This is a genomic window from Streptomyces cinnabarinus, assembly GCF_027270315.1.
Classification (GTDB): domain Bacteria; phylum Actinomycetota; class Actinomycetes; order Streptomycetales; family Streptomycetaceae; genus Streptomyces; species Streptomyces cinnabarinus.
Window position 1 is genome coordinate 1,667,902 of the sequence record NZ_CP114413.1, and the last position, 26,137, is coordinate 1,694,038.

Consider the following 26,137-nt stretch of genomic DNA (forward strand, 5'->3'; position numbering starts at 1 on the left):
CTACTGGTTGCCGCACGCGGAGACGGGAGCCGTCTCCAGCCAGGGCAGGTCATGTCCCATCCGGTCCCGCTTGGTGCGCAGGTACCGGAGGTTGTGCTCGCCCGCGGTGACGGGCATCGGCTCCCGGTCGGTGACCTCGATGCCGTGCCGGACCAGGGCGTCGGTCTTGTCGGGGTTGTTGGTCATCAGGCGGACGCTCCGCACCCCGAGGTCCCTGAGGATCTGGGCGCCGGCGGCGTAGTCCCGGGCATCGGCGGGCAGGCCGAGCTCCAGGTTGGCGTCCAGGGTGTCGCGGCCGCGCTCCTGGAGCTCGTAGGCGCGCAGCTTGGAGACGAGGCCGATGCCGCGTCCCTCGTGGCCGCGGAGGTAGACGACGATGCCCCGGCCCTCGGTCTGGATGCGCTCGAGGGCGGTGTCCAGCTGGGGGCCGCAGTCGCAGCGCAGGGAGCCGAAGACATCACCGGTGAGGCACTCGGAGTGGACCCGGACCACCACGTCCTTGCCGTCGCCGATCTCGCCGTGCACCAGGGCGACGTGCTCGACGCCGTCCACGGTGGAGCGGTAGCCGTAGGCGGTGAAGGTGCCGTGCGCAGTCGGCAGGTGGACCTCGGCCTCGCGGCGGACGGTGGGCTCGGCGGAGCGGCGGTAGGCGATCAGGTCCTCGATGGAGATGATCGTCAGGCCGTGCTTGCGGGCGAACGGGATCAGCTCGGGCAGCCGCAGCATCCGGCCGTCCTCACCGGCGATCTCGACGATGGCGCCGGCCGGACGCAGCCCCGCGAGGCGGGCCAGGTCGACGGCGGCCTCGGTGTGGCCGTTGCGGACCAGGACACCGCCGGAGCGGGCGCGCAGCGGGAAGATGTGGCCGGGGCGGACGAAGTCGTCCTCCTGGGCGGTGCCGCTCGCCAGCAGCTGGAGCGTGGTCGCGCGGTCCGAGGCGGAGATGCCGGTGGTCACGCCGTGGGCGGGGGCCCCGTCGACGGTGACGGTGAACGCGGTCCGCATGGACTCGGTGTTGTTCTCCACCATCAGCGGGATGCCGAGCCGGTCCAGCTCCTCGCCCTCCATGGGGGCGCAGATCATGCCGCGGCACTCGCTCATCATGAACGCGACGATCTCGGGGGTCGCCTTCTCGGCGGCGATGACGAGGTCGCCCTCGTTCTCGCGGTCCTCGTCGTCGACGACCACGACCGGACGGCCGGCCGCGATGTCGGCGATGGCCTGCTCGACCGGGTCGAGCGAGAAGTCCTCGATGTTGTCGGTGCGGTACAGGACGGGAACCCTGTTCATGCGGGCGCTCCTTCCAGGACGGGCCGCGAGTCCCTGCGGGAGCGCAGCCACCAGTCGCGCATGCCCCACAGGACGAGTGCGCCGTAGATGACGTAGACGAAGCCGGAGAAGGCGTAGCCGTTCTCGAAGTTCAGCGGGACGCCGACGAGGTCGACGAGGAGCCAGGCGAACCAGAACTCGACCATGCTGCGGGCCTGGGCGTACATGGCGACGATGGTGCCGACGAAGATGTAGGCGTCGGGCCAAGGGTCCCAGGACAGGCTCGGGTACGCCTTGAAGAGCAGGGCCACCCCGACCGTGCCGGCGGCGGCGAGGGCCACCATCGCGGCGCGCTCGGTCCAGGTGGCGAACCGTACGGAGACCTTGCCGTCCGCGGCCTTGTCGGTGCCGCGGTTCCACTGCCACCAGCCGTACAGAGCGACGGCCATGATCACGACCTGCTTGCCGGCGCTGCCGGTCAGATGACCGTAGAAGGCGCCGAAGAGGACGAGGCCGGAGAGGAACTGGACCGGCCAGGTCCACAGGGAGCGCCTGAAGCCCAGCGCGAGGGTGATGAGGCCCAGGCTGTTGCCGACCATGTCCGACCAGATGATGTGCTGGTCGAACAGGACGAAGGCCTCGGAGTTGAGCCAGTTCACTTGGCTGCTCCCAGCAGCCGCTCGACGTACTTGGCGACGACGTCGACTTCCAGGTTGACCGGGTCGCCGGGCTGCTTGAGGCCGAGCGTGGTCAGGGCGAGGGTGGTGGGGATGAGGCTCACGGTGAAGTAGTCGGGGCCCGCGTCCACGACGGTCAGGCTGATGCCGTCGACGGTGATGGAGCCCTTCTCCACGACGTACCGGGCGAGGTCCGCGGGGAGCGAGATCTTGATGATCTCCCAGTTGTCGGAGGGCTTGCGCTCCAGCACCGCGCCGGTGCCGTCGACATGTCCCTGCACGATGTGGCCGCCGAGGCGGGCGCCGACCGCGGTGGGGCGCTCCAGGTTGACGCGGGAGCCGACGTCGAGGGCGCCCAGGCTGGAGCGGTTGAGGGTCTCGGCCATGACATCGGCGGTGAACTCGTCGCCCTCGTGGTCGACGACCGTGAGGCAGACGCCGTTGACCGCGATGGAGTCGCCGTGCTTGGCGCCCTCGGTGACGACGGGGCCGCGCAGGCGGAAGCGACAGGCGTCACCGAGGTTCTCGACGGCGGTGATCTCGCCCAGCTCTTCGACGATTCCGGTGAACACTTCCCGGGTCCTCCTGCCTCATGGGGGCACGGACTCCGGGGCTGTCGATGACGACAGAGAACACGGACTGCGGCACCGGGAACGACGCCGGAAGAACTCGTCCGCGAAGGAACGAGCTCACATCGGCGGCGCGCACGAATGCCCGCCCGCCGCGCACTGCCTCCCATCCGGACTTTAACCGTCGGTCCAGGAATTTCACCTGGTCAACCGGCCGCTGGAAGCGGTCGGGTCGCGGACTGTAACCGCCGGTTCGGACTTTCACCGACCCCGGAGTGCGCTGCTTCTGGTACAGGGCCAGTGTGCCACGCCCGGCAGTCGTCCATGCGGGTGAGGGCTGTGGGGTGGCTCACAGGCGGTCCGGCTGGACTCCTTCGGCGCTTCTTCCACAGTCCCTCAACTCCTCTTCAACCTTGAATTGGTCCATACCTATTGACGCATTGGTCTAGTCCTCCCTACTGTCTGGCCAACTTCCGTGGAGAGGAACCGACTTGCTGTCACGCAACCGAGCGAGAACCTCCCTGCTCGCGGGCGCCGCGGCCATCGCCGGGCTGCTGCTCGCCGGCCTTCCAGCGACCGTCTCGCACGCCGCCGACCAGGAGTCCTGCCGCCCTGACGGGCTCTACAAGACCCCCGGCGTGGACGTCCCGTACTGCTCGGTCTACGACGCCGAGGGCCGGGAGAAGATGGGCGCCGACCACCAGCGCCGGGTGATCGGCTACTTCACCGGCTGGCGCACCGGCAAGGACGGCACTCCCGCCTACCTCGCGCCGGACATCCCCTGGGACAAGGTCACCCACCTCAACTACGCCTTCGCGCACATCGACGGCTCCAACAAGCTCTCGGTCGGCGCGGACGGCGCGACCAACGCCGCGACCGGGATGACCTGGCCGGGGGTGAGCGGCGCGGAAATGGACCCGGGCTTCTCCTACAAGGGCCATTTCAATCTGCTCAACAAGTTCAAGAAGCAGCACCCGAACGTCAAGACGCTGATCTCGGTGGGCGGCTGGGCCGAGACCGGCGGCTATTTCGACGCCAACGGCACGCGCGTGAACTCGGGCGGCTTCTACTCGATGGCCACGAATGCCGACGGCTCGGTGAACCAGGCGGGCATCGACACCTTCGCGACGTCCGCCGTCGACTTCATCAGGAAGTACGGCTTCAACGGCGTCGATATCGATTACGAGTACCCGACGACCATGAAGGACGCGGGCAACCCGCTCGACTGGTCCTTCGCCAACGCCCGCAGGGCCGGTCTGGTCAAGGGCTACGCGGCCCTGATGAAGACGCTGCGCGAGAAGCTCGACCGGGCGGGCGCGGCGGACGGCAAGCACTATCTGCTCTCGGTCGCGGCGCCGTCCTCCGGATATCTGCTGCGCGGCATGGAGACCTTCCAGGTGCAGAAGTACCTGGACTACGTCAACATCATGTCCTACGACCTGCACGGCGCCTGGAACGAGTACGTCGGTCCGAACGCCTCGCTCTTCGACGACGGCAAGGACGCCGAACTCGCCGCGGCGGGCGTGTATTCGGCCTCTCAGTACGGCGGAATCGGTTATCTGAACACCGACTGGGCGTATCACTACTTCCGCGGTTCGATGCCGGCCGGCCGTATCAACATCGGACTCCCCTACTACACCAGGGGATTCAAGAACGTCACCGGCGGGACCGACGGACTGTGGGGCAAGGCCGCCGCCACGAACTGTCCGGCCGGGTCCGGGCTGACCAAGTGCGGTGACGGCGCCACCGGTATCGACAACCTCTGGCACGACCTCGACACCAACGGCAAGGAGTCGCCCGCGGGTTCGAACCCGATGTGGCACGCCAAGAACCTGGAGAAGGGCGTCGTCGGGGACTACGTGACGAAGTACGGCTTCCCGGCCGACACCCGGCTGACCGGCAGCTACGCCCGCAAGTACGACTCCACGCTGGTCGCGCCGTGGCTGTGGAACGCCGAGAAGAAGGTCTTCCTGTCCACCGAGGACGAGCAGTCGGTGAACGCCAAGGCCGACTACGTGGTGCGCAACGGCATCGGTGGCACGATGGTGTGGGAGCTGGCCGGTGACTACGGCTGGAACGCGACGAAGGGGCAGTACGAGCCGGGCTCGACGCTGACCTCCGCGATGTACGAGAAGTTCAAGTCCGCCTCCCCGTACGGCGCGACGGTCTCGAACAAGGCGCTGCCCACGAAGGCCGTCGACATCGGCGTGGAGTTCGGCGAGTTCAAGCTCGGTGACTCCAACTACCCGATCACGCCGAAGGTGAAGATCACCAACAACACCAAGTCGGCCCTGCCGGGCGGTACAGAGTTCCAGTTCGACTACTCGACCGCCGCTCCGGCCAATGCCTCGGACCAGTCGGGCTTCGGCGCCAAGGTGATCAGCAGCGACCACACCGGTTCCAACGTGGGCGGGCTGAAGGGTGACTTCCACCGGGTCTCGCTGAAGCTGCCGAGCTGGCAGTCGCTGGCGCCGGGCGCGTCGGTGGAGCTGTCGTTCAACTACTACCTGCCGGTGTCCACGCCGTGGAACTGGACGGTGAACATCGGCGGCACGACGTACTCGCTGGCCGGGAACCTGGGTCGCGGGACGACGCTGGTGGAGCCGGGATCGGGAACCACCCCCACCCCGGACCCGACCGACCCGACCCCGACGCCCGGTGCCTGCACGGCGCCCGCGTGGAACTCCACGACGGAGTACGGCGGCGGTACTCAGGTCTCCCACAAGGGGCACTCGTGGAAGGCCAAGTGGTGGACGAAGGGCGAGGAGCCCGGAACCACCGGTGAATGGGGGGTGTGGCAGGACCTCGGCGCCTGCTGACCCCGCGCTAGAACCGGCCCGGCGGCGGTGACGACGGCCCTTGCCCGCCGCCGGGCCTCCAGCGCAGCGCGTCTGGCAGGGTGAACGGCATGACGACCGCGACCGCCGACGAGTTCGAGACCCACCGCCCCCGGCTGTTCGGCCTGGCCTATCGCATGCTGGGCTCCGCCCAGGAGGCCGAGGACGCCGTCCAGGACGCGTATCTGCGGTTCAGCGCCGCCGACCGGACGGAGATCGCACGCCCGTCGGCCTGGCTCGCCAAGGTCGTCACCAACCTCTGTCTGTCCCGGCTGACCTCGGCGCGGGCGCGCCGGGAGGAGTACGTCGGGGAGTGGCTGCCGGAGCCGGTCCTCACCTCCGACGGCGCTCTCGGGCCGCTGGAGTCCGCCGAGCAGCGGGAGTCGGTGTCGCTGGCGATGCTGGTGCTGCTGGAACGGCTCACTCCTACGGAGCGGGCCGTTTTCGTGCTGCGGGAGGCGTTCGCGTACGGCCATCGGGAGATCTCCGAGGCGCTGGAGCTGACCGAGGCCAACTGCCGTCAGCTGTACCGGCGGGCGGTGCGGCGGGTGGGCGAGCCGGAGTCCCGGTTCGAGGCCGAGCCGGAGCGGCGGGAGGAGCTGGTCGAGTCCTTCATCACGGCGGCCCGGGAGGGCGATGTGGTCGCGCTGGAGAAGCTCCTGGCGGCCGATGTGATCTGGACCGGCGACGGGGGCGGCAAGGTCAGCGCGGCACGGCGGCCGATCGAGGGCCGGGACCATGTGTCCCGGTTCCTGGTGGGGTCGCGGCGGACGTTCCTGGCCGGGGTGGAGTTCTCCGCGGTGGAGGTCAACGGTGCGACCGGGATGGCCGCCTGGTCGGACTCCGCCTTGATCTCGGTGGTCGCCTTCGAGACGCGGGACGGAGTGATCACCCACGCGCGGGCCGTGGTGAATCCGGAGAAGCTGGAGTTCGTACGTCGTCAGCTGGCACCGGCGTAGGCCCTCGGGCGCTGTCACATTTCGCGCGGCTGCCCGGTCTGAGCTGACGTAGGGGCCCGGTTCGGGGCTCCGGCCTGCGAAAGGACGGACAGCATGACCACGATCCTGGTGACCGGCGGTACCGGAACCCTCGGCCGGCCCGTCGCCGAGCGGCTGCGGGCGGACGGGCATGAGGTGCGGGTGCTCAGCCGGCATGCGCAGCCGTACGCCGTGGATCTCCGGGCGGGGGGTGCGGGGCTGGACGCGGCCGTGTCGGGGGCGGACGTGATCGTGCACTGCGCGAGTTCGCCGCGGGGCGGGGACGAGGAGGCGGCGGGACATCTGATCGCCGCCGCGCGGAAGGCGGGGGTGGGGCATCTGGTCTACATCTCGATCGTGGGGGTCGATCTGGTGCCGCTCGGCTACTACCGGAGCAAGCTCGCGGTGGAGCGGCTGGTGGAGGACTCGGGGATCGGGTGGACGATCCTGCGGGCGACGCAGTTCCACGACCTGCTGGCCCAGGTGTTCGGGTCGTTGTCGAAGTCGCCGGTGATGCTGTTGCCGGCGGGGGTGCGGGATCAGCCGGTGGAGGTGGCGGAGGTGGCGGACCGGCTGGCGGAGCTGGCCGGGGGGCCGCCTGCGGGGCGTGTGGAGGACGTGGCGGGGCCGGAGGTGCGGTCGTTCGAGTCCCTGGCCCGTGCCTATCTCCGGGTGGTCGGGCGTCGGCGTCCGGTGCTGAACGTTCCGCTGGCGGGGAAGGCGTACCGGGCGTTCCGGGAGGGCGGGCATCTGGCGCCGGAGCGGGCGGTGGGGAAGGGGACGTTCGAGGAGTATCTGACGGTGCGCTTCCGCGACTGACGGGCATTTATTCGCCCCCGCGAAGGAAATCGGTGCGACGCGCTCTGGCTCAGGCGTCGGGCCGGCCCGAGCTGTGGTAGCCGAACAGTTCCTCCTGCGCCCTCTCCCTCGCCGTCAGCAACGCGCCCCGCAGCACCGCCTCACCGCCCAGTTCGCTGGCCCTGACCTCCGTCGGGAGGGGGGACAGGGCTGCCAGGCGGGACTGGACCAGGGTGGCCAGGCATGGGCCGCCCGCTCCGCCGATTTCGCCGGCCAGGACTACACAGCCGGGGTCCAGGACAGAGGTGACCGCAGCCGCGCCCAGGGCCAAGCGGTCGGCGAGGGTGTTGAGGAAGGCGGTGTGGGGTGGGAGGGACGGTTCGGCCGTCGCCGTTCGGACCAGGGCCGCCGCCTCCGGCTCGCCCGGCTCCGGGGTCGCCGTCACCCCGTAAGTCACCGCCAATTCCGTGATCGCCGCGGCGCACGCCAGGGAGTGGAAGCCGCCGTCGCAGCCCGTGGCCGAGGGCAGGCCCGCCGTGCCCGGCACCGGCAGGAAGCCGATCTCGCCCGTGCCGCCCGACGCGCCCCGGCGGATCGTGCCGTCCAGCATCACCGCCGCGCCCACGCCCATGCCCAGCCAGAGCAGTACGAAGGTGTCCCGGTCACGGGCCGCCCCGTCGCGCTGTTCCGCCAGCGCCGCGAGGTTGGTCTCGTTCTCCACGCTGACGCGCGCTTCCGGCAGGCGTTCCTGGATGGCCGCGACCAGGCGGCGGTGCCACTCGGGCAGGCCGGACGAGCTGCGCAGTTCGCCCGTGGCGGGGTCGATCAGGCCGGGCGCGCCGATGCCTACGGTGTGCGGCCGGTCCACGCCCGCCTCCTTCACCGCCCGCTCCACCAGCGCCACCGCCTGTTCCACCGCGGGCCCGGTGCCCACACCGGTGTCGATCGGCGCCGACGCCTCCGCCAGTACCCGCCCGACCAGGTCGGACACGGTCACCGAGACCCCTTCGGTGCGCACGTCGAGCGCCGCGAGGTGGGCGCGGTCGGCGACGATCCCGTACACCTTGGCGTTCGGTCCGCGGCGCTGTTCGCCGGACTCCCCCACGACCTGGATCAGACCGGCGGCGCTGAGGCGTTCGACGAGGTCCGCCACGCTCGGGCGGGACAGGCCGGTCAGTTCCTTCAGCCGTCCCGCCGTCAGCGGGCCCTCCTGCTGAAGCAGGTTCAGGGCCAGCCGGTCGTTGATGACCCTGGCGGTGCTGGGGGATGCGGGCATGCCGGAATCCTTCCAGATCGGCGACGGTGTGCGAGGCGCGGGCATGGAATCCCCTATCTATCAGGCAGGGTTCCTGATAGTTTACGGCACCGGCATCGCGAGGGAGGGGTTCGAGGATGAGTGACGTGGTCCACGACGGACGCGAGGTGCGGCGAGCACGCTATGCCGTGGCCGCCGTCTTCACCGTGCACGGCGCCGTGACCGGCTCGTTCGCCACCCGGGTGCCCTGGATCCAGGACCATGCCGGGGTGAGCGCCGGCCAGTTGGGGCTCGCCCTCGCCTTCCCCGCGCTCGGCGCCTCGCTGGCGATGCCGCTCGCCGGAGGCATCACCCACCGCTTCGGCGCCCGCAACGCCCTGCGCGCCATGATCGCCCTGTGGACGCTCGCCCTGCTCCTGCCCGCCCTGGCCCCGAACCTGCTCACGCTCTGTCTGGCCCTGTTCGTCTTCGGCGCCACCTCCGGGATGGCGGACGTCGCGATGAACGCCCTCGGCGTGGAGGTGGAGAACCGCCTGGGCCAGTCGATCATGTCCGGCCTGCACGGCATGTGGAGCGCGGGAGCGGTCCTCGGCTCGCTCGGCGGCACGCTTGCCGCGCACCTGGGCACCGACGCCCGGATCCACCACGCGCTGGCGGCGGCCGTCCTCACGGTCCTCGGGGTGGCCGCCTGCACCTGGGTGCTCGATCTCCAGCCCGCCCAGGACGAGGAACCGCCGCCCCGGTTCGCACTGCCGCCCCGGTCGGCGCTGCTCATCGGCGCGGTCGGCTTCTGCGCGGTGTTCGCGGAGGGCGCGAGCCTGGACTGGTCCGCGGTCTATCTCCGCGACGAACTGGACAGTTCGGCCGGTCTGGCCGCCGCGTGCACCATGGGCTTCACGCTCACCATGGCCCTCGCCCGGATCGCGGGCGACAAGGTGGTGGACCGGTACGGCGCGGTGCGCACGGTCCGGTCCGGCGGAGTCCTCGCCGCGGCCGGCGGGCTGCTGATCGTCCTCGCGGACCATCCCGCGGTGGCAATGACCGGGTTCGGGCTGATGGGCCTCGGCATCGCGGTGGTCGTGCCGCTGTGCTTCGCCGCGGCGGGCCGCAGCGGCCCCAACCCCAGTCAGGCCATCGCGGGCGTCGCGACCATCACGTACACCTCCGGGCTCGTCGCGCCCAGCGCGATCGGCGGTCTCGCGCAACTGACCAGCCTGGTGGTGTCGTTCGGCCTGGTCACGCTGCTGGCGAGCGGTCTGGCCGGCTTCGCGGGCGTACTGCGCACTGCCGAGCGCAAGCCCGCCGCGGTCAGCAAGCCGGACGCGGCGGTCCCTGACCCCCGGCCCTGAGCCGGCAAGCGGACGATCACCATCCCCTTCGACCCCTGACAATGGTCCGGACACTCGCAGGCACGACCGAAAGCGAAACCGCACCATGGATCTCGGCGTCCGCTGGAAACTTCACGGCGATGGGCGCACCCCGGCGCCCGGAGCGGTGGTCCGGCCCGATGAACGGCTCTCCTGGCCGCGCACCGCCGGGCTCGGCGCCCAGCACGTGGTGGCGATGTTCGGAGCGTCCTTCGTGGCCCCGGTCCTGATGGGCCTGGACCCCAATCTGGCGATCATGATGTCGGGCGTGGCGACGATCGTCTTCCTGCTCGCCACCCGCGGCCGGGTGCCCAGTTACCTGGGCTGCTCACTGTCGTTCGTGGGCGTCGCCGCCGTCATCCGGGCCGACGGCGGCACCAGCGCCACCGTGACCGGAGCGGTCCTCGTCGTCGGTGTCGCGCTGTTCCTGGTGGGCCTCGCGGTCCAGAAGTTCGGGGCGCGGATCATCCACGCCGCGATGCCACCGATCGTCACCGGCGCGGTCGTGATGCTGATCGGCTTCAACCTCGCCCCCGTCACCGCGACCACCTACTGGCCGCAGGACCAGTGGACGGCCCTGCTGGTGATGCTCTTCACCGGTCTGGCCGTGGTCTGTCTGCGCGGCTTCTGGTCCCGGATCGCGATCTTCCTCGGCCTGGTCTTCGGCTACGGCATCTCCTGGGCCTTCGACCGGATCTTCGGGCGGATCCACGCGGCCGACGCGAGCGGCCAGGTCACCGACCACTGGCGCCTGGACCTCTCCGGCGTCGGCCAGGCCGACTGGATCGGCTTGCCCGCCTTCCACGGCCCGTCCTTCGAGTGGTCGGCGGTCCTGGTCGCCCTGCCCGTCGTCATCGCCCTGGTCGCCGAGAACGCCGGACACGTCAAGGCGGTCGGCGAGATGACGGGCGACAACCTCGACGACAAGCTCGGCACCGCCATCTCCGCGGACGGCGTCGGCTCCGTGCTCTCCACCGCGGTCGGCGGACCGCCCACCACCACCTACTCCGAGAACATCGGCGTCATGGCGGCGACCCGCGTCTACTCCACCGCCGCCTACTGGGCCGCCGCCTGCTTCGCCCTCCTGTTCGGCCTGTGCCCGAAGTTCGGCGCGGTCGTGGCCGCGATCCCGGGCGGCGTCCTCGGCGGCATCACCGTCATCCTGTACGGCATGATCGGCCTGCTCGGCGCGCAGATCTGGCTCAACGCCGGGGTGGACCTGCGCAATCCGCTGAACCTGGTCCCGGCCGCCGCGGGCATCATCATCGGCGTCGGCAATGTGACCATGGAGTTCACCGACACCTTCGAGTTGAGCGGCATCGCGCTCGGCACGCTGGTCGTGATCACCGGCTACCACGCCCTGCGCGCCTTCGCCCCGGCCCATCTCAAGACCCAGCACCCGCTCCTGGACGAGGGCACGTCCTCCTACGACGAGGCCAAGTCGTAGGCGTACGACGCCGAGAAGGTTCCCGGCGTCCCCTTGCAGCCGTCGGACTCCCCCGGCAGCTTCACCCACAGATAGCCGTCGATGCGGGCCTCGCCGGTGCTGAGCGTCGGGACCCGGCCCAGCGCCCGTCCCGCCGGGTCGCACCATTCGCCGTCGGCCGGGGCGCCGTTGCCGTTGCGGCTGGTGTCGATGACGGCACCGAGCGAGGCGGGGCCGCCGAGGGCGTCGAGGACCTGCCGGTCGTAGGCGGCCTCGGCGGCCGTGGTGTGGAAGTTGGAGACGTTGCTGAAGATCCCGTCGGAGGAGGCGGACGAGGCGGCGCCCGCCTGCCTCAGCCAGCCCGCCTGCTTGCCGGGGGTGTGCCAGCCGGAGTGCCCGGCGTCGTAGTAGACACGGGCGTTGGGGTTGGCGTCCTTGAGGACGCGTCCGGCGCGGGCCAACGAGGCGAAGCGGTCGGCCCGTTGGCCGCCGGAGAGGCACTCGGCCTGGGCTATGGAGTCGGGTTCGAGGACGACGATGACATCGCCGGAGCCGAGCCCGGCGGCGAAGCGGTCGATCCAGTCGTCGTAGGCACCGAGGTCGGGCGCCCCGCCCTGGCTGGCCCCGCCGCAGTCGCGGTCCGGGATCGCGTACGCCACGACCACCGGGGTCCGGCCCTGGGCGGCGCCGCCCGAAGTGACCGCGCGGACCCGGGCGGTGATGGTGTCCGGGGTGAAGTCGGCGAACCACACTGCGGCGGGCTGGGCGGCGATCCGGGACCGGATGACGCCGTGCCGGGGGTCGCCGGAGTTCGAGCCGACCCAGTCCAGCACCTGGGAATCGGGGTGGCGGTACAGCTGGGTGGAGACGGCGGCCGTGCGGCGCTCGGTGTCGGTCTTCTTCGGCGAGGGCGTCGGGCTCGCCTTTTTCTTCTTCGTCGGCGAGGGCTTGGCCGAGGGCGACGCGGACGGGGACGGTGGCGGCTCCACCGGCAGGGTCTCCAGGCGCGGGGAGTACGTCACATCGGGGCGGGCCTCGTCGGAGCCGCCCCCGTCGTCGACCGCCGAGATCATCCCGGTCGCGGTCCCGACGGCGACCACGACGGACGCGGCCACCACCATGGCTCCGCGCCGAGCGGACCGTCGACGCGCGGACCTGCGCGTGGCAAGCCGTTGGGCACGTGAGCCGCCCACAGCGCTTTCCCCCTCCCCCAACGGCGGGTGCGTTCCCCCGTTCTGGGGAAGCGTCGGGCCCGCCGGTACTTCCGCCAGCTTAAAGCTGCGACTCTGCCCCCATGGCGCAATGCGAACAACTCACCTCACCTGTGGACGCGGTCATCCGCCGTATGCGCGCCCTCGACGCGGAGCTGCCCGCGCGGGACGGCGTCGCCGTCTTCAACCGCGTCTACCTGGCGGTGACGGAGGCGGTGGACCGGGGCATCGACACCGGCCGGTTCGCCGACGCGCGGGCCGCGATCACACTGGACGTGCGGTTCGCGGAGCGCTACCTCACGGCGGTCGACACGGCCGCCGACGAGCGGCGCCCCCCTGCCTGTTGGCGGCCGCTGTTCCAGTACCGCCGCCATCCCGGCGTACGACCCTTGCAGTTCGCGCTGGCGGGCATCAATGCGCACATCGGGCACGATCTGGCGCTCGCCCTCGTGGACGCCTGTCGTACGCTCGGCTGCGAACCCGTCGAGCTGGAGGACGAGTTCGATCGCGTGGGTGATCTCCTCGTCTCGCTGGAGGAGCGCATCCGCGAGGATCTGATGCCGGGCCCCGACCTTTTGCAGATCGCCGACCCGCTCACCCATCTGCTCGGCTCGTGGAGCCTGGAGCGGGCCCGGGACGCCACCTGGTCGGCGGCCCGGGCACTGTGGGCGCTGCGCCGACTCCCCGACCTGGCCGAGGAGTTCACCGAGCGCCTGGACGCGGCGGTGGGGTTCGCGAGCCGGATGCTGCTCACCCCGCTGCCGGACTGAATCAGTCCTCGGGCAGCTCCACCGGCGCGATCTCGTCGTACAGGTCGCCCGGACCGGGGTTGGTGGTGTCGGTCGAGCCGCCGAGGTGGTGCATGACGCCCCACACCGCGTTCAGCGCCGTCTGCACCGCGCCCTCGGCCCAGCCGGCCGTCCAGGAGATGTCGTCGCCGGCGAGGAAGATGCCCCGCTTGTCCTCGGGCAGCCGCTCCTGCATGAAGTGCGTGAACAGGCGGCGCTGGTAGCGGTAGTGGCCGGGCAGGTTGGCCTTGAACGCGCCCATGAAGTAGGGCTCGTTCTCCCAGGACACGGTCACCGGGTTGCCGATGATGTGCTTGCGGATGTCGACCTTGGGATAGATCTCGCCGAGCGACTTCAGCATGACCTCCATCCGCTCCTGCGCGGACAGCGGCAGCCACTTCAGGCTGTCGTCGCACCAGGTGTAGGAGAGGCAGATGACGGCGGGCTTGTCCGGGCCGTCATCCAGGAGGTAGGTGCCGCGGGTCATCCGGTCGGTCAGCGTCATCGACATGACGTCCCGGCCGGTCTCCTCGTCCTTGTCCAGCCAGAACGGCCGGTCCACGGGGACGAAGAGCTTGGAGGACTCCATGTAGTGGGTCCGCTCCATCGCCGTCCAGTGGTCGATCGGGAAGAGCGAGTCGTCGCACGCGATCTTGGACAGCAGCATCCAGGACTGGGCGGTGAAGATCGCCGCCTGGTACGTCCGGATGTCGCCGGACGCGTCGGTGACGGTGATCCGGTTGCCGGCGGCACGGGTCAGCCGGGTCACGGCCGGGCGCGGGTCGCCCTCGTGCAGGGACTGCAGCGAGGTGCCCTGCGCCCAGTGGACGATCTTCTGCGGCTCGCGCTCCCACAGGCGCAGCGGCAGTTGCTGCGAGCCGCCGACGATGCCGCGGTGGTGGTCGTCCGCCTCGGTGTAGACGACCCGGAGGATCTCCAGGATGGAATTCGGGAAGTCGGTGTCCCAGCCGCCGGTGCCGAACCCGACCTGGCCGAAGATCTCGCGCTTGCGAAAGGACTTGAAGGCCTCGGACTTGCAGAGGAAGCCGTAGAAGGTCTCGTCGTCGAGCTTCTCGACGAGCTTGGCCCAGATCTCACGGATCCGCGGGACGTCGCGCTCGCGCATCGCCCGGTTCATGTCGGAGAAGTCGGCGCCCTCGTCGAGGCAGGCGCTCCACGCGTCGGCGACGTCGCGGTAGATCTGCGGCAGGTCGTCGATGGTCTCGGCGTAGTGGGACTCGCCCTTGAGGTCGACGACGGTGGACGGGGTGGCCTCGGCCAGCGGGTTCGGGAACGGCGAGGTCTTCAGGCCGACCAGGTCGATGTAGTGCTGCAGGGCGGTGGAGGACGGCGGGAATCGCATCGCGCCCATCTCCGCGGTCAGCCCCTCGGTCTCCGGGCCCTCGAAGCCGACGGTGCGCAGCCGGCCGCCGATCTGGTCCGCCTCGTACACGACGGGCTTGAGGCCCATCTTCATCAGCTCGTACGCGGCGATGATGCCGGACAGGCCGCCACCGATGACGGCGACCTCGGTGCCGTGCTCCGTCGCGGGTATCTGGCCGAGCCCGGCCGGGTGGGCCAGGAAGTCGTCGTACGCGTACGGGAAGTCCGGACCGAACATGGTGATCGGCGGCTGCTGCTCGTCGGCGTGCTGGACGGCGTTGGGCACCGTGGACGTCATGGGGTACGGACTCCTTGCGAAAACTGAGAAGCGAGGGGGCGGAGCGAGGTTCAGACGAGGGACCCGTAGAGGCCGGGGCGGCGGTCCTTGAGGTACGGGTTGTTCTCCCGGGAGGCGGCGAGGAACGCGGGGTCGGTGTCGGCGAACACCAGCTCCTCACCGCGTCCGGCGCGGGCGCGGGCGACGCCGTCGGGGCCGGCGAGGGTGGAGAGGCCGATGAACTCGAACTCCTCCTCCAGGCCGATGCGGTTGACGTACGCGACGTACATCTGGTTCTCGAAGGCGCGTACCGGGATCATCGACTCGGCGACGAACTGGAAGGGGTGCATCTGCGCGGTCGGTACGACGAGCAGGTCGGTGCCGGCCAGGGCGTGGGCCCGCACGTTCTCCGGGAACTCGACGTCGTAGCAGATCAGGATGCCGACGCGGAGGCCGTTCAGCTCCGCCTGGACCACCTGCTGCTCGCCCGGTGTGAAGTGGTCGCGCTCGAAGCAGCCGAAGAGGTGGGTCTTGCGGTAGTTCGCGAGGCGGCTGCCGTCGGCGGAGATCAGCTGGGCGGAGTTGTACACGGCCTCGCCGTCCCGCTCCGGGTAGGCGTATACGACGGCGACACCGTGCCGGGAGGCGATCTCCGCGACCGCGTCCGCGCTGTCGCCGTCGGCGGGCTCGGCGAGCCGGGCGATGCCGTCGCCGATCGCGTACCCGGTCAGGAACATCTCCGGCGTGATCAGCAGCCCGACTCCCGCGGCGGCGGCCCGGCCGGCGGCCTCGTCGAGCACCTTGAGGTTCTCGGCGACCGAGCCGGGACGACCGGAGCTCTGGAGCAGGGCGGTGCGCATGCGTGTTCCTCACCGGGCAAGGGGGTTTTGGGGGCCTAGTAGACGGTACGGTCGGCGCGCTCGGCCGGACAAGAAGAAGCCGTTGCGTGCTCGTGCGCGGATTGTTGCGTGGACCGGGGGCCGCGCGGCGATTCGTTGCGCGGCCCCCGGTCGTCGTCAGGTCCGGGGCTTTCCGGCCAGGGCTCGGATCACCGCTCCGACCAGGTAGGGCAGCGCGAACACCGCGAAGACGGTGCCGTGGGAGGCGTGGTCGCCCGCCGCCGCGTAGGCGGCGAAGACCAGGACCGTCACCAGTTCCGTGCCGAGGCCCGCGACCGAGGTCAGGGTGGCCCGGCCGCCCTCCTCGATGCGGTGCTGGAGGCGGACGTCGGCGAGGACGGTCGCCAGCTGGAAACCGGCGAAGGCCACGGCGACCAGGGCGAGCCCGGCCGGGGTGCGCAGGGCCGCGCCCGCCGCCAGGGCGAGGGCGGATGCCGCGATGAGCCAGGTGAAGCCGGTCGTGCCGAGGCGTTCGGCCGGCCCGGCCAACAGGCTGACGGCGGTGACCGTGGACCAGATTCCCAGCAGCGCGTACGGCACCAGACCGTCGGGCACCCCGGTCTCCCGGACCAGCAGCGGCGAGTACTCGTCGAGCGCGCTCCACACGCAGGCCACCGCCGGCACGAGCAGCAGCGCCCCGCGCAGCGACCGGTCCCGGCGCACGGTGGCGAGCCCGGCGCGCAGGGTCTCCGCCCAGCCCTCGCCGTCGCCCGGTCGCCCCCGGTCGTCCGGGAACCGGCTCGCCGTCACCGAGGCCAGCAGCCCCGCCGCGACGCTCGCCGCTCCCACGGCCGGATAGCCGCCGAGCGCGAACACCGGACCGGCCGCAGCCATCGCCGCCATCACGCCCAGCAGCCCCGCGGCCCGGGTCCGGCCCATGATCCGGGCGTAGCGGTCGGCGGCGCCGAGCCGGTCCAGTTCGTCGTAGACCAGGGCCTCCAGCGCGCCGGAGCACAGGGCGCCGCTGATCCCCCACAGGACGAATCCGGCCGCGAAGGCCCAGTACGTGGGCGCGATCACCCACAGGGCGAAGCCGGCCGCGCCGAGCAGCGGGCCGAGCCACAGCAGGAGACGGCGGGAGACGGCGTCGGCCCAGGCGCCGGAGGGCACCTCCAGCAGGACGCCGGTGATCGACCACAGCGCGAACAGCGAGGAGATCTGCCACAGCGAAAGGCCGCTGTCGGCGAAGAGCAGCGCGTACAGCGGGTAGAGCAGGACGAGGTCCTGGAGGAACGCGTAACCGTACAGCGTGGCCGTCAGCCGGCGGATTCCGGCGGTGGCGGGCACGCGCGCAGGTGAGAGTGTCATGAGGCCTTCCCGGAGGGGCGATGCGGACGCGAGAGGTACGGCGTCCGCGGCGGCCCTCGGGAGGCACGACGCGTTATGGATCAATGTCGCCAGGTCATGACATCGATGTTAGGCCGGTTCGGCGCTCCCGTGCAGCGAAAATACGGTGATCACGGCGGCGTGGTCGGAGGGCCACTCGTTGTCGCCGACCTCCGGCAGGGGCCGCGGGCTGCCGCTGACGTGGGTGCGGGAGCCGAGCACGGTGAGGCCCCGGTGCAGGACGAAGTCGATCCGGTCCTGGGGCTCGGGGTGGACCTCGACCGGCGACCAGGTGTGCCCGGGATCCCGCTCCGGGTCGGGATGCGCCTCGCGATAGGAGTCCCGGAAGCCCGCCTCCTCGGCCGCCTTGGTGACCGGCCAGTCGACGCCGGGCCGGTCCAGATGGGACGGGCAGTTGAAGTCGCCCACTAGCACGGCCGGCTCGGCGTCCCCGATCCAGTCGAGGGCCTCCCGCATCTGCCCGAGCCGCACGCCCTCGTGCGCGGTCGGGTCGCCGTCGGTCACATACGGCCCGTAGCTCTCGTAGTCGAGGTGCGCCGTCCAGATCTCGATCTGCCGGTCCCCCACCGCGATGCGGGCCCCGGCCGCCCCGTAGAACCCGACGTCCGGGTCGCCGAGCCCGGCCGTGATCGGGTAGCGGCTGATGATCCCGAGGTTCTCCCCCGCCCGGTGGTGATACCAGCCGAGCGCCGCCGCGAGTTCCTCCGCCGCGCTGCCGAAAGTCTCCTGAAGGCCGACCACGTCGACCCCGGTCTCCGCGATGATCTTGAGCTGCTTGGCCAGGTGGTCGCGCACCTTGGTGCCGCCGCACCAGAGGTTCCAGCTCATGACCCGCAGCTCGTACGGCAGCAGGGCACGCAGCCGGTCCGGGGTGACCTCGGTCAGGCCCTGCAGGACCGTGCGGCCGGGTGCCGGGTCGATCGGGGCGAGCGAGGGCACGGCGAGCACCGTGCAGCCCGCGGCCTCGGCGGAGCTGACGCCGGTCTGGGTGTCCTCGACGGCCACGCAGGCGGCGGGGTCGACGCCGAGGGCGCGGCAGGCGGCGAGGTAGGGGTCGGGGGCGGGCTTGGTGTGCTCGGTGTCGTCCGCGGTGACGGAGACCGCGAACCGTTCGGTGCCCAGTGCCTCGATGACCGTGTCGGCGACGGCCCTCGGGGAGGCGGTGACCAGGGCGGTGGGTACGCCCTCGCGGGCCAGCGCGTCGAGCAGGCCGAGGGCGCCGGGGCGGGGCACGATCCCGGCGCGGACGCGGTCGGCGAACTCGCGGTGGAGCGCGGCGGCGAGTGCGGCGGCGGGGCGTCCGGTCGTGGCCGCGAGCCAGTCGGCGGTGTGCTCGACGGGCCGGCCGAGCACGTCGGGTTCGTCGGCTCCGGTGAGGTCCCGCCCGGCGACCTGCTCCACCGCCTCCCACCACAGGCGCTCGGTGTCCACCAGGGTGCCGTCCATGTCGAACAGCACGGCCTGGAGCGGGAGTCGGGTCATGTCGGTCTCTTTCATACGTCGGTCTTGCGATCCTCCACTGGTCATGCGGCGGTGCTGCGCTCCGCCACGAGCACGGGCCGCTCGGGGAGGGACACCTGCACGGCGGCTCCCAGGGACGGCGCCTCGGCCAGGTCGGCCTTCACCTCCGTGCCGTCGGCCAGCCGTACGGTGATCCGGGTGACGGCGCCGAGGAAGGCGGCGGCGATCACGCGGGCGTCCCCGTCCTCGTCCACCCGCACCCGCACGGCCTCCGGGCGCACCAGCACATCCACGTCGGCCGAGGCCGGCACCGGCCCGTCCACGGGCAGCCGCTGCCCCAGCACCTCGACGGCGTCCTTGGACACCTTCCCCGGGATCCGGCTCATCGTGCCGACGAACTCGGCCACGAACGCGGTGGCCGGGCGGCCGTACAACTCGGCGGGTTCCGCGCACTGTTCGAGGCGTCCGGCGCGCATCACGGCGACCCGGTCGGCCATGGACAGCGCCTCCTCCTGGTCGTGGGTGACGAAGAGGGTGGTGATGCCGAGTTCCTGCTGGAGCCGCCGGATCTCCTCGCGGAGGGTGAGGCGGACCTTGGCGTCGAGCGCGGAGAGCGGCTCGTCGAGGAGCAGGACGCGCGGGCGCAGGGCGAGCGCGCGGGCGAGCGCCACGCGCTGCTGCTGTCCGCCGGAGAGCTGATGCGGATAGCGGCCGCCCTTGTCGGCGAGGCCGACCAGCTCCAGCAACTCGGCGGCCCGCGCCCGCCGTTGCATCGTGCCGACCCTCCGCATCCGTAGCCCGAAGGCGACGTTGTCCACGGCATCGAGATGCGGGAAGAGGCTGTACGACTGGAACACCATCCCGGCGTCCCGGCGGTGCGCGGGGACCCGGGTGACGTCCTCGCCGTCGACCAGCACCTCGCCGGAATCGGGGTGTTCGAACCCGGCGAGCATGCGCAGCGCGGTGGTCTTGCCGCAGCCGGAGGGGCCGAGCAGGGCGAGGAGTTCACCGGGGCGGACGGTCAGGTCGAGTCCGTCGAGCGCGACAGTGGCGCCGAACTCCCGGCGCAGGCCACGGAATTCGACAGTGGCCGCCTTTTCGAGCGTCTTCATGATCGGGAGTCCTTAGGGATACGTCCGCCGAAACCGGCGAGTGCGAGGAGCATCAGCCAGGTCACCAGCAGGCTGAGCACGGACACGGCGACGGACAACTGGGCCTGCGAGCCACTGACGTTGACGATCCACACGGCGAAGGGCTGGAAGCCGAGCAGCTGCGCCACCGTGAACTCGCCGAGCACCAGGGCGAGGGTGAGGAAGGAGGCGTTGAGCAGCGCGCCGCGCAGATTGGGCAGTACGGCCCGGACCAGAGCCTGCGGCCAGTTGGCTCCGCAGCTCCGGGCGGCCTCGACGAGGGTGCGGACGTCGACGACGCGGAGCCCGGAGTCCAGGGCGCGGAAGACGAAGGGCAGCGCCATCACGACGTAGGCGAGGACCAGGATGAACGGGAAGTCCGGGTTCTGGATCGCCACGAAGGTCTGGAAGAGGGGCGTGCGGGACAGGTGCTCGGGGCCCCACTTCAGGACGGTGCCGATGCCGGCGACGAAGGCGATCGGCGGGACCACCAGCGGCAGCGAGCACACCACTTCCACCACCGGCCGCCACCGTGCCGCGCCGAGCCGGAGCGCCACGGCGGCGGGCACCGTCAGCAGCAGGACCAGGGCGATGGTGGCGGCGGCGAGACCGAGCGAGAGCAGCAGGCTGCTCACGAAGCCCTCGGTGCCGAAGATCCGCGTATAGGCGTCGAAGGTGACGCCCTGCCCCGGCACGTCGACGGTGAAGACCACCGACGCGGCCAGCGGCACCAGGAAGTAGACGGCGGCGAGGCCGAGCACGCCCCACCGCCACAGGGTCAGGCGAGCCATCGCGTGCTCCGTCGTTGCAGGGGCAGGTAGACCGCCATGACCAGGCCCGCGACGAGGACCATGTCGAGGCTGAGGGCGAGCGCCACGTTCTCCTGGCCGACCAGGACGTTGCCGGAGAGCGCGTCGGCGATCTGGAGGGTGACCAGCGGCACCGAACTGCCCACCATGGCGGCGGCGGTGGCGTACGCGGCGAAGGCGCTGCCGAAGAGCAGCACGAGCCCGCCCAGCAGGCTCGGCGTGAGGACGGGCAGGGCCACGTGGCGCCAGTACTGCACGGCCGTGGCGCCGTTGTTGCGGGCGGCCTCGCGCCACTGGGCGCGCAGGCCCTCCAGGGCCGGGGCGATGGTGAGGACCATCAGCGGGATGAGGAAGTACAGGTAGACGAGGACCAGGCCCCAGAAGCTGTAGAGGTCCCAGCCCTTGTCCGTCAGACCCAAATGCCGGGTGAGGACACCGGCGTTGCCGAGGGTGGCGACGAAGGCGAAGGCCAGCGGGACCCCGCCGAAGTTGGCGAGCACCCCGGACGCGGTGAGCACCGCCTCGCGCAGGGCGCGCGAGCGTGAGGTCACCACGGCCTGGGCGAGCGGCAGTCCGAGCAGGGCGGCGAGCCCGGCGGAGACCGCGGACAGCTTCACGCTGCCGAGCAAGGCGGTGAGGTAGGCGCCCTGCAAGGAGGCGGTCAGATTGGCGGTGCTGTACGCGCCGGTGTCCTTGGCCGTGAACGCGCCGTCGAGGATGGCCCAGGCGGGCAGCCCGAAGACGATCGCGGTGAACGCCAGCAGCGGCACCACGGCGAGCGAACCCGGGACGCGGCGCCGCCGCTTCTGAGGCGAAGCGACGGGCGCCACGTCCGGACGCGTGAGCGTGGTCGTCATCCGGAGACGGCCTTCGACCAGCCCTGTCCGAGGACCGTCTTGGCCTCGTTCTGCTGGGCCTCGGTCGGGAAGCTCGGGGTGCCGGAGACGGCGGGCAGCTTGGCCGCGGCCTCCTTGTCGAGGGTGCCGGCCTGCTCCATGGCGGGCATCAGCGCGGGCCGGGCGAAGCCCTGGAGCCACAGGTTCTGGCCCTCGGCGCTGTAGAGGTACTCCTCCCACAGCCGGGCGGCCGCCGGGTGCGGGGCGTCCTTGTTGATGGCCTGGGAGTAGTACTGCGAGAAGACGCCGTCGGTGGGCACGGCGACCTTCCAGTCGAGGCCCTTGGACTTGAACTCCTCGGCGTAACCGGCGTTCAGATAGTCCCAGTCGATGCTGATGGGCGTCTCGCCCTTCTCGACGGTGGCCGGGGTCGACTCGACGGGCGTGTAGTTGCCGTTCTTCTTCAGCTCGGCGAAGAAGTCCAGGCCGGGCTGGATGTCGTCGAAGGAGCCGCCGTTGGCGAGGGACGCCGCGTAGACACCCGCGAAGGCGGAACCGGACTTGGTGGGGTTGCCGTTGAGCGCGACCTGGCCCTTGTACTTCGGCTCCAGCAGCTCCTTGAACGTGGTCGGGCAATCCTTGACGCGCTCGGCGTCGCAGCCGATGGAGACGTAGCCGCCGTAGTCGTTGTACCAGCGGCCCTGCGCGTCCTTCTGCTCCGCGGGCAGGTCGTCGAAGGCCTCGACCTTGTACGGCGCGAGCAGCCCCTGCTCGGCGGCGCTCAGCGCGAAGGAGCTGCCGAGGTCGAGGACGTCGGGGGCGCGGTCCTGGCCCTTGCGGGAGGTGACGGCGTTGATCTCGTCCTGGCTGGAGCCGTCGGGGGCCTCGACCTCGATCTTGATGCCGTACTTCTTCTCGAAGCCGTCGATCAGGGCGCCGTAGTTGGCCCAGTCGCGGGGCAGCGCGATGGCGTTCAGCGTGCCCTCCTTCTTGGCCGCCTTCACCAGGGCGTCCAGACCGCCGAAGTCGGCGGCGGAGGTGGCGGTGGCGGCGCTCTTGCCGTCGGCGGTGGTGGACGCGTCGTCAGGGGCGGCGCCACAGGCGCTCAGCGCGCTCAGCGCGAGGGCGGCGACGGCACCGAGGGCGGCGGTTCTCGGCAGGGACAGGGTCACGACTGCTCCAGGGGGCGCAGGAGGGAATCCGAGGATGCTGCAAACTTGTCTGAACAAGTTGGCCTCAGTACGCCCGCCTCCGGTGACACGACCGTAAACATCGGCGAAACCCTGGCCCCCGATTCCCTGCACAATCCCGGCTGACACGGATCAACCACGGTTCTCGATTAGGCTGGTCACGCTGTGCACAGCAACCGATCCAGAGGGGAAGCATGACGGCGCGACACGAGGAGATCGCGGGCGAGCTGCGCCGGGCGATCGACCGCGAGGAGTACACCGTCGGCAGCCTGCTGCCCGCCGAGACGGAACTCGCGGCCCACTACGGCGTCTCGCGCGGCACCGTCCGCCAGGCCGTGGCGGCCCTCACCGCCGAGGGACTCATCGGCTCCCGCCAGGGCGCCCGCCGGGTGGTGCTGGCCAGCCGCCGCAGCCAGAGCTTCGCCGAGCTGCGCAGCTTCGCGCAGTGGGCGAAGGCGATGGGCCGCGAGGCCACGGGCAAGGTGGTCGCGCAGGAGTACCGCCCGGCGACGGCGGAGGACGCGGTACGCCTCCAACTGCCGTCCGGCACCGAGGTGTTGCACGTCCTCCGCGTCCGCGGCCTGGACGGCGAGCCGGTCCTGCTGGAACGCACGGTGTACGCGGACTGGATCAGCAAGGCGGTCGAGTCCATCGAACCGGACTGCCCGTCCGTCACCCAGCGCCTCTACGAGGACACCGGCCTGGTCTTCGCCTACGGCGAGCACGTCATCGACGCCGTGGCCGCGGGCGCACAGGACGCCGACCTGCTCGGAATCCGCCGTACCAGCCCACTGCTGCGGGTCCGCCGGGTCACCACGACCCGCGAGGGACGCCCCGTGGAGTGGTCGGACGACCGCTACCGCTCGGACGCGGTGAGCTTCAGCGTCCACAACTCGATAGGGAACAACGCCCTGGCCCGCAAGACGGGGGATGCGATGTGACGACCGCCCTGCCGTACATCGACGAGCACACGACGATCGTCGTGACGGACGCGGACGCGCTCTGGCAGGCCCTGTCGGACTCCCTCGACGCCGCCTTCGGCCCCACCCGCTTCGCCGCCTACGCCCGCTTGGTGGGCTGCGCCGACGCGACGACGTCCGGCCCGCGCCCCCTGACGGAGGGCTCGACGCTGCCGGGCTTCCGGGTGACGACGGCGGACAGCCCCCAAGAGCTCGCCCTGACCGGCCGCCACCGCTTCTCGGTCTACACCCTGACGTTCCACATCGAGGAGGCAGGCCCGGACCGCTACTTGCTCCGCGCGGAGTCGAGAGCAGCGTTCCCGGGCCTGGCGGGCCGCCTCTACCGACGCCTGACGATCGGCACAGGCGGCCACGCGATGGGCATGAGGCGCTTGCTGGCCGGAATCAGAACCCGAGCAGAAGAACCAGCAGCGAGGTAAGTGCCGAGAAGGGGCGCGGAGAACTGCGCGACAAGCCCCCACCGGCCCCGCACCCAAAAAACTACGTGGGCGACCCAGAAGAAAACCGCCGCAACAAAGGCGACAGCACCAGTACAGACTTGGTCCGCTCAACGAACGGCTCCCCGGCGATCCGCTCCAGCACACGCTCGAAGTGCCGCATGTCAGAGGCGAAGACCTGCACCACCGCATCCGCCTCACCGGTGACGGTCGACGCGGCCACAACCTCCTGATACCGCTCAAGCCCTCGCTGAATGGTCTCCGGAGACGTGTTCCGCCGGCAGTAGATCTCGACGAACCCCTCGGTCTCCCAGCCAAGGGCCGCCGGATCGACGCGCACCGTGAACCCGGTGATCGCCCCGGTGGCCCGCAGCCGGTCCACGCGCCGCTTCACGGCGGGCGCGGACAGGCCGACGAGCTGCCCGATGTCGGCGTAGGAGCGACGGGCGTCCTCGGCGAGGGCGTGCACGATGCGTTCGTCGAGATCGTTCAGCACTGCGGGTGTTTCACTTCACTTCTGACACGGCAAGACGGGACCGGCGGTAGCCGTACAGGAAGTAGAACACGAGACCCGCCGCCATCCAGCACCCGAAGACCACCCAGGTGACGGTGTCGAGGCTGAACATGTTGTACGCGCAGAAGCCGAAGCCCAGGATCGGCAGCACCGGACCGAACGGCACCTTGAAGGTCCGCTCCAGCTCGGGCCGCTTGTAGCGCAGCACGATCACCGCGATGTTGACCAGCGCGAAGGCGAACAGCGTGCCGATGCTGGTGGCGTCGACCAGCTTGCCGAGCGGGATGAGCGCGGCGAGGACACCGCAGAACAGGGACACGAGGATCGTGTTGAGACGCGGGGTGCCGGTCTTGCGGTCTACCTTGCCGAGCGCCTTGGGCACCAGGCCGTCACGGGACATCGCGAAGAGGATGCGGGTCTGGCCGTAGAGCACGGTGAGGACCACGGAGGCGATGGAGATGACCGCGCCGAGGGCGAGCAGGGTGCCCCAGAAGGTCTGGCCGCTGACATCGTTCATGATCGCCGCGAGGGAGGCCTCGGAGCCCTCGAACTTGGTCCAGTTCCAGGCACCGACGGCGACGGCGGCGACGAGCACGTACAGCGCCGTGACGATGATCAGCGAGAGCATGATCGCGCGGGGCAGGTCCTTCTTGGGGTTCTTGGCCTCCTCACCGGCGGTGGAGGCGGCGTCGAAGCCGATGTAGGAGAAGAACAGCGTGGCCCCGGCGGCGCTGACGCCCGCCATGCCGAGCGGCATGAAGTCCTCGTAGTTGCCGGACTTGAAGCCCATGAAGCCGACGGTGCAGAACAGCACCAGCGCGGCGATCTTCACGGCGACCATGATCGTGTTGGCGCGGGCGGACTCCCGGACACCACCGAGCAGGAACACCATCGCCAGCAGGACGACGATCAGCGCGGGCAGGTTGACGATGCCGCCCTCACCCGGCGCCGAGGAGAGCGCGGAGGGGATGGTGACGCCGATCGTGCCGTCGAGGAGCTCGTTGAGGTACTCGCCCCAGCCGACCGCGACGGCGGCCACGGAGACGCCGTACTCCAGCACCAGACACCAGCCGCAGACCCAGGCGACGAGCTCACCCATCGTTGCGTACGCATACGAGTAGGAGGAGCCGGCGACCGGGATGCTGCCCGCGAGCTCCGCGTACGACAGGGCGGAGAACAGGGCCGTGAGACCGGCTATGACGAAGGCCAGGGTGACCGCCGGGCCGGCCTCGGGGACGGCGTCGCCGAGGACGACGAAGATTCCGGTGCCGAGGGTGGCACCGATGCTGATCATGGTCAGCTGCCACAGGCCGAGGGAGCGCCGCAGCGAGCCTCCCTCACCCTGGCCACCCTCCTCGACCAGGCGTTCCACGGGCTTGCGCCGCAGCAGGCGCGCACCGAACCCCGGGGACGCGGGGGCGGTCTGACTTCTGTCCTGCGGGGGTGCGCCTTGATCGAGCACTGCGGGGGCTCCTTATCGCTGCCGGTCAGGGCGACGGGGACCGGCGGGCACACCTGCGAGACAGGAACCCACCGAGCGGGGTCCCCGCCACGCCACTTACGAGGCGACAGCCTATGAGCTGCGGCATTGCCGTTGTAATGCAGCAACCTTGCGCGTGCCCGCAAGATCATTGCGTTCCTCGGGGCAGGGTGGGTGTTCGTTGCACGGCGGCTGTCGAGCGTTGCGCGGGCGCCGTTTC

23 protein-coding genes and 1 riboswitch are annotated in these 26,137 nt (G+C 70.8%); of the genes, 8 read left to right on the plus strand and 15 right to left on the minus strand.

From position 1 onward, the window contains the following. From STRCI_RS07435 to STRCI_RS07445, 3 genes are read right to left on the minus strand one after another with little or no spacing between them, the layout of a single operon-like run. Positions 1-1,290, minus strand: a complete 1,290-nt coding sequence (locus tag STRCI_RS07435) for a bifunctional 3,4-dihydroxy-2-butanone-4-phosphate synthase/GTP cyclohydrolase II (RefSeq protein ID WP_269658054.1) — start codon at positions 1,288-1,290, stop codon at positions 1-3. Further along, positions 1,287-1,928, minus strand: coding sequence for a nicotinamide mononucleotide transporter family protein (locus tag STRCI_RS07440; protein ID WP_269658055.1), 642 nt, complete (start codon positions 1,926-1,928; stop codon positions 1,287-1,289). The genes STRCI_RS07435 and STRCI_RS07440 overlap by 4 nt, the downstream gene beginning before the upstream one ends. Beyond that, positions 1,925-2,518: a riboflavin synthase gene (locus STRCI_RS07445; protein ID WP_269658056.1), complete on the minus strand. Its 594-nt coding sequence runs from the start codon at positions 2,516-2,518 to the stop codon at positions 1,925-1,927. Before STRCI_RS07445 ends, STRCI_RS07440 begins: the two co-directional genes overlap by 4 nt. Positions 2,519-2,667: 149 nt before the next feature. Beyond that, a riboswitch (FMN riboswitch) is annotated at positions 2,668-2,798 on the minus strand. A 208-nt stretch (positions 2,799-3,006) separates the two neighbouring features. Between STRCI_RS07445 and STRCI_RS07450 the strand changes: the two genes are divergently transcribed. From STRCI_RS07450 to STRCI_RS07460, 3 genes are all read left to right on the plus strand, one after another. Further along, the gene (locus STRCI_RS07450) at positions 3,007-5,334 is read left to right on the plus strand and encodes a chitinase C-terminal domain-containing protein (protein WP_269658057.1); all 2,328 of its coding nucleotides are present in this window, start codon (positions 3,007-3,009) and stop codon (positions 5,332-5,334) included. A gap of 89 nt (positions 5,335-5,423) precedes the next feature. Continuing rightward, positions 5,424-6,311 (plus strand): RNA polymerase sigma-70 factor, encoded by an 888-nt coding sequence (locus tag STRCI_RS07455; RefSeq protein ID WP_269658058.1) that lies wholly within the window; start codon positions 5,424-5,426, stop codon positions 6,309-6,311. A gap of 93 nt (positions 6,312-6,404) precedes the next feature. Further along, positions 6,405-7,148 (plus strand): SDR family oxidoreductase, encoded by a 744-nt coding sequence (locus STRCI_RS07460; protein ID WP_269658059.1) that lies wholly within the window; start codon positions 6,405-6,407, stop codon positions 7,146-7,148. 49 nt (positions 7,149-7,197) lie between these two features. On the opposite strand, the gene STRCI_RS07465 is transcribed toward STRCI_RS07460, so the two are convergent. Then, the gene (locus tag STRCI_RS07465) at positions 7,198-8,403 is read right to left on the minus strand and encodes an ROK family transcriptional regulator (protein WP_269658060.1); all 1,206 of its coding nucleotides are present in this window, start codon (positions 8,401-8,403) and stop codon (positions 7,198-7,200) included. 116 nt (positions 8,404-8,519) lie between these two features. On the opposite strand from STRCI_RS07465, the gene STRCI_RS07470 reads away from it, so the two are divergent. Both STRCI_RS07470 and STRCI_RS07475 read left to right on the plus strand, forming a co-directional pair. Next, positions 8,520-9,731, plus strand: coding sequence for an MFS transporter (locus STRCI_RS07470; RefSeq protein ID WP_269658061.1), 1,212 nt, complete (start codon positions 8,520-8,522; stop codon positions 9,729-9,731). A gap of 85 nt (positions 9,732-9,816) precedes the next feature. Beyond that, positions 9,817-11,196: a uracil-xanthine permease family protein gene (locus tag STRCI_RS07475; RefSeq protein WP_269658062.1), complete on the plus strand. Its 1,380-nt coding sequence runs from the start codon at positions 9,817-9,819 to the stop codon at positions 11,194-11,196. Here STRCI_RS07475 and STRCI_RS07480 read toward each other — a convergent pair. Beyond that, on the minus strand, positions 11,175-12,296 hold the full coding sequence (locus STRCI_RS07480) for a glycoside hydrolase family 6 protein (RefSeq protein ID WP_269658063.1): 1,122 nt from the start codon (positions 12,294-12,296) through the stop codon (positions 11,175-11,177). The two genes, STRCI_RS07475 and STRCI_RS07480, sit on opposite strands and share 22 nt — an antisense overlap. A 173-nt stretch (positions 12,297-12,469) precedes the next feature. Between STRCI_RS07480 and STRCI_RS07485 the strand changes: the two genes are divergently transcribed. Further along, a complete protein-coding gene (locus STRCI_RS07485; protein ID WP_269658064.1) occupies positions 12,470-13,156 on the plus strand; it encodes a DUF5995 family protein in 687 nt (228 codons plus the stop codon). Position 13,157: 1 nt separating this feature from the next. Here the strand turns inward: STRCI_RS07485 and STRCI_RS07490 are convergent, their stop codons facing one another. The 8 genes from STRCI_RS07490 to STRCI_RS07525 form a co-directional block, all read right to left on the minus strand. After that, positions 13,158-14,855, minus strand: a complete 1,698-nt coding sequence (locus STRCI_RS07490; protein WP_269658065.1) for a flavin monoamine oxidase family protein — start codon at positions 14,853-14,855, stop codon at positions 13,158-13,160. A gap of 50 nt (positions 14,856-14,905) precedes the next feature. Further along, positions 14,906-15,694 (minus strand): carbon-nitrogen hydrolase family protein, encoded by a 789-nt coding sequence (locus STRCI_RS07495; RefSeq protein ID WP_269658066.1) that lies wholly within the window; start codon positions 15,692-15,694, stop codon positions 14,906-14,908. Positions 15,695-15,850: 156 nt separating this feature from the next. Continuing rightward, complete coding sequence (locus STRCI_RS07500; RefSeq protein ID WP_269658067.1) at positions 15,851-17,041, minus strand: MFS transporter; 1,191 nt, start codon at positions 17,039-17,041, stop codon at positions 15,851-15,853. Between the two features lie 108 nt (positions 17,042-17,149). Beyond that, on the minus strand, positions 17,150-18,562 hold the full coding sequence (locus STRCI_RS07505; RefSeq protein WP_269658068.1) for an HAD-IA family hydrolase: 1,413 nt from the start codon (positions 18,560-18,562) through the stop codon (positions 17,150-17,152). A 41-nt stretch (positions 18,563-18,603) separates the two neighbouring features. Continuing rightward, complete coding sequence (locus tag STRCI_RS07510; RefSeq protein ID WP_269658069.1) at positions 18,604-19,653, minus strand: ABC transporter ATP-binding protein; 1,050 nt, start codon at positions 19,651-19,653, stop codon at positions 18,604-18,606. After that, the gene (locus STRCI_RS07515) at positions 19,650-20,462 is read right to left on the minus strand and encodes an ABC transporter permease (protein WP_269658070.1); all 813 of its coding nucleotides are present in this window, start codon (positions 20,460-20,462) and stop codon (positions 19,650-19,652) included. The genes STRCI_RS07510 and STRCI_RS07515 overlap by 4 nt, the downstream gene beginning before the upstream one ends. Continuing rightward, positions 20,450-21,337 carry an ABC transporter permease gene (locus STRCI_RS07520; RefSeq protein WP_269658071.1) on the minus strand — a complete coding sequence of 296 codons (888 nt, stop codon included), beginning with the start codon at positions 21,335-21,337 and terminating at the stop codon, positions 20,450-20,452. Before STRCI_RS07520 ends, STRCI_RS07515 begins: the two co-directional genes overlap by 13 nt. Continuing rightward, positions 21,334-22,488, minus strand: a complete 1,155-nt coding sequence (locus STRCI_RS07525) for an ABC transporter substrate-binding protein (RefSeq protein ID WP_269658072.1) — start codon at positions 22,486-22,488, stop codon at positions 21,334-21,336. Before STRCI_RS07525 ends, STRCI_RS07520 begins: the two co-directional genes overlap by 4 nt. Before the next feature lie 212 nt (positions 22,489-22,700). On the opposite strand from STRCI_RS07525, the gene STRCI_RS07530 reads away from it, so the two are divergent. Together STRCI_RS07530 and STRCI_RS07535 are read left to right on the plus strand one after the other, a co-directional pair. Continuing rightward, positions 22,701-23,447, plus strand: coding sequence for a GntR family transcriptional regulator (locus tag STRCI_RS07530; protein ID WP_269658073.1), 747 nt, complete (start codon positions 22,701-22,703; stop codon positions 23,445-23,447). Then, positions 23,444-23,905: a hypothetical protein gene (locus tag STRCI_RS07535; RefSeq protein WP_269658074.1), complete on the plus strand. Its 462-nt coding sequence runs from the start codon at positions 23,444-23,446 to the stop codon at positions 23,903-23,905. The genes STRCI_RS07530 and STRCI_RS07535 overlap by 4 nt, the downstream gene beginning before the upstream one ends. Positions 23,906-23,966: 61 nt before the next feature. On the opposite strand, the gene STRCI_RS07540 is transcribed toward STRCI_RS07535, so the two are convergent. Further along, complete coding sequence (locus STRCI_RS07540; protein ID WP_015661832.1) at positions 23,967-24,419, minus strand: Lrp/AsnC family transcriptional regulator; 453 nt, start codon at positions 24,417-24,419, stop codon at positions 23,967-23,969. Between the two features lie 10 nt (positions 24,420-24,429). After that, complete coding sequence (locus tag STRCI_RS07545) at positions 24,430-25,899, minus strand: amino acid permease (RefSeq protein WP_269658075.1); 1,470 nt, start codon at positions 25,897-25,899, stop codon at positions 24,430-24,432. Positions 25,900-26,137: the final 238 nt, after the last annotated feature.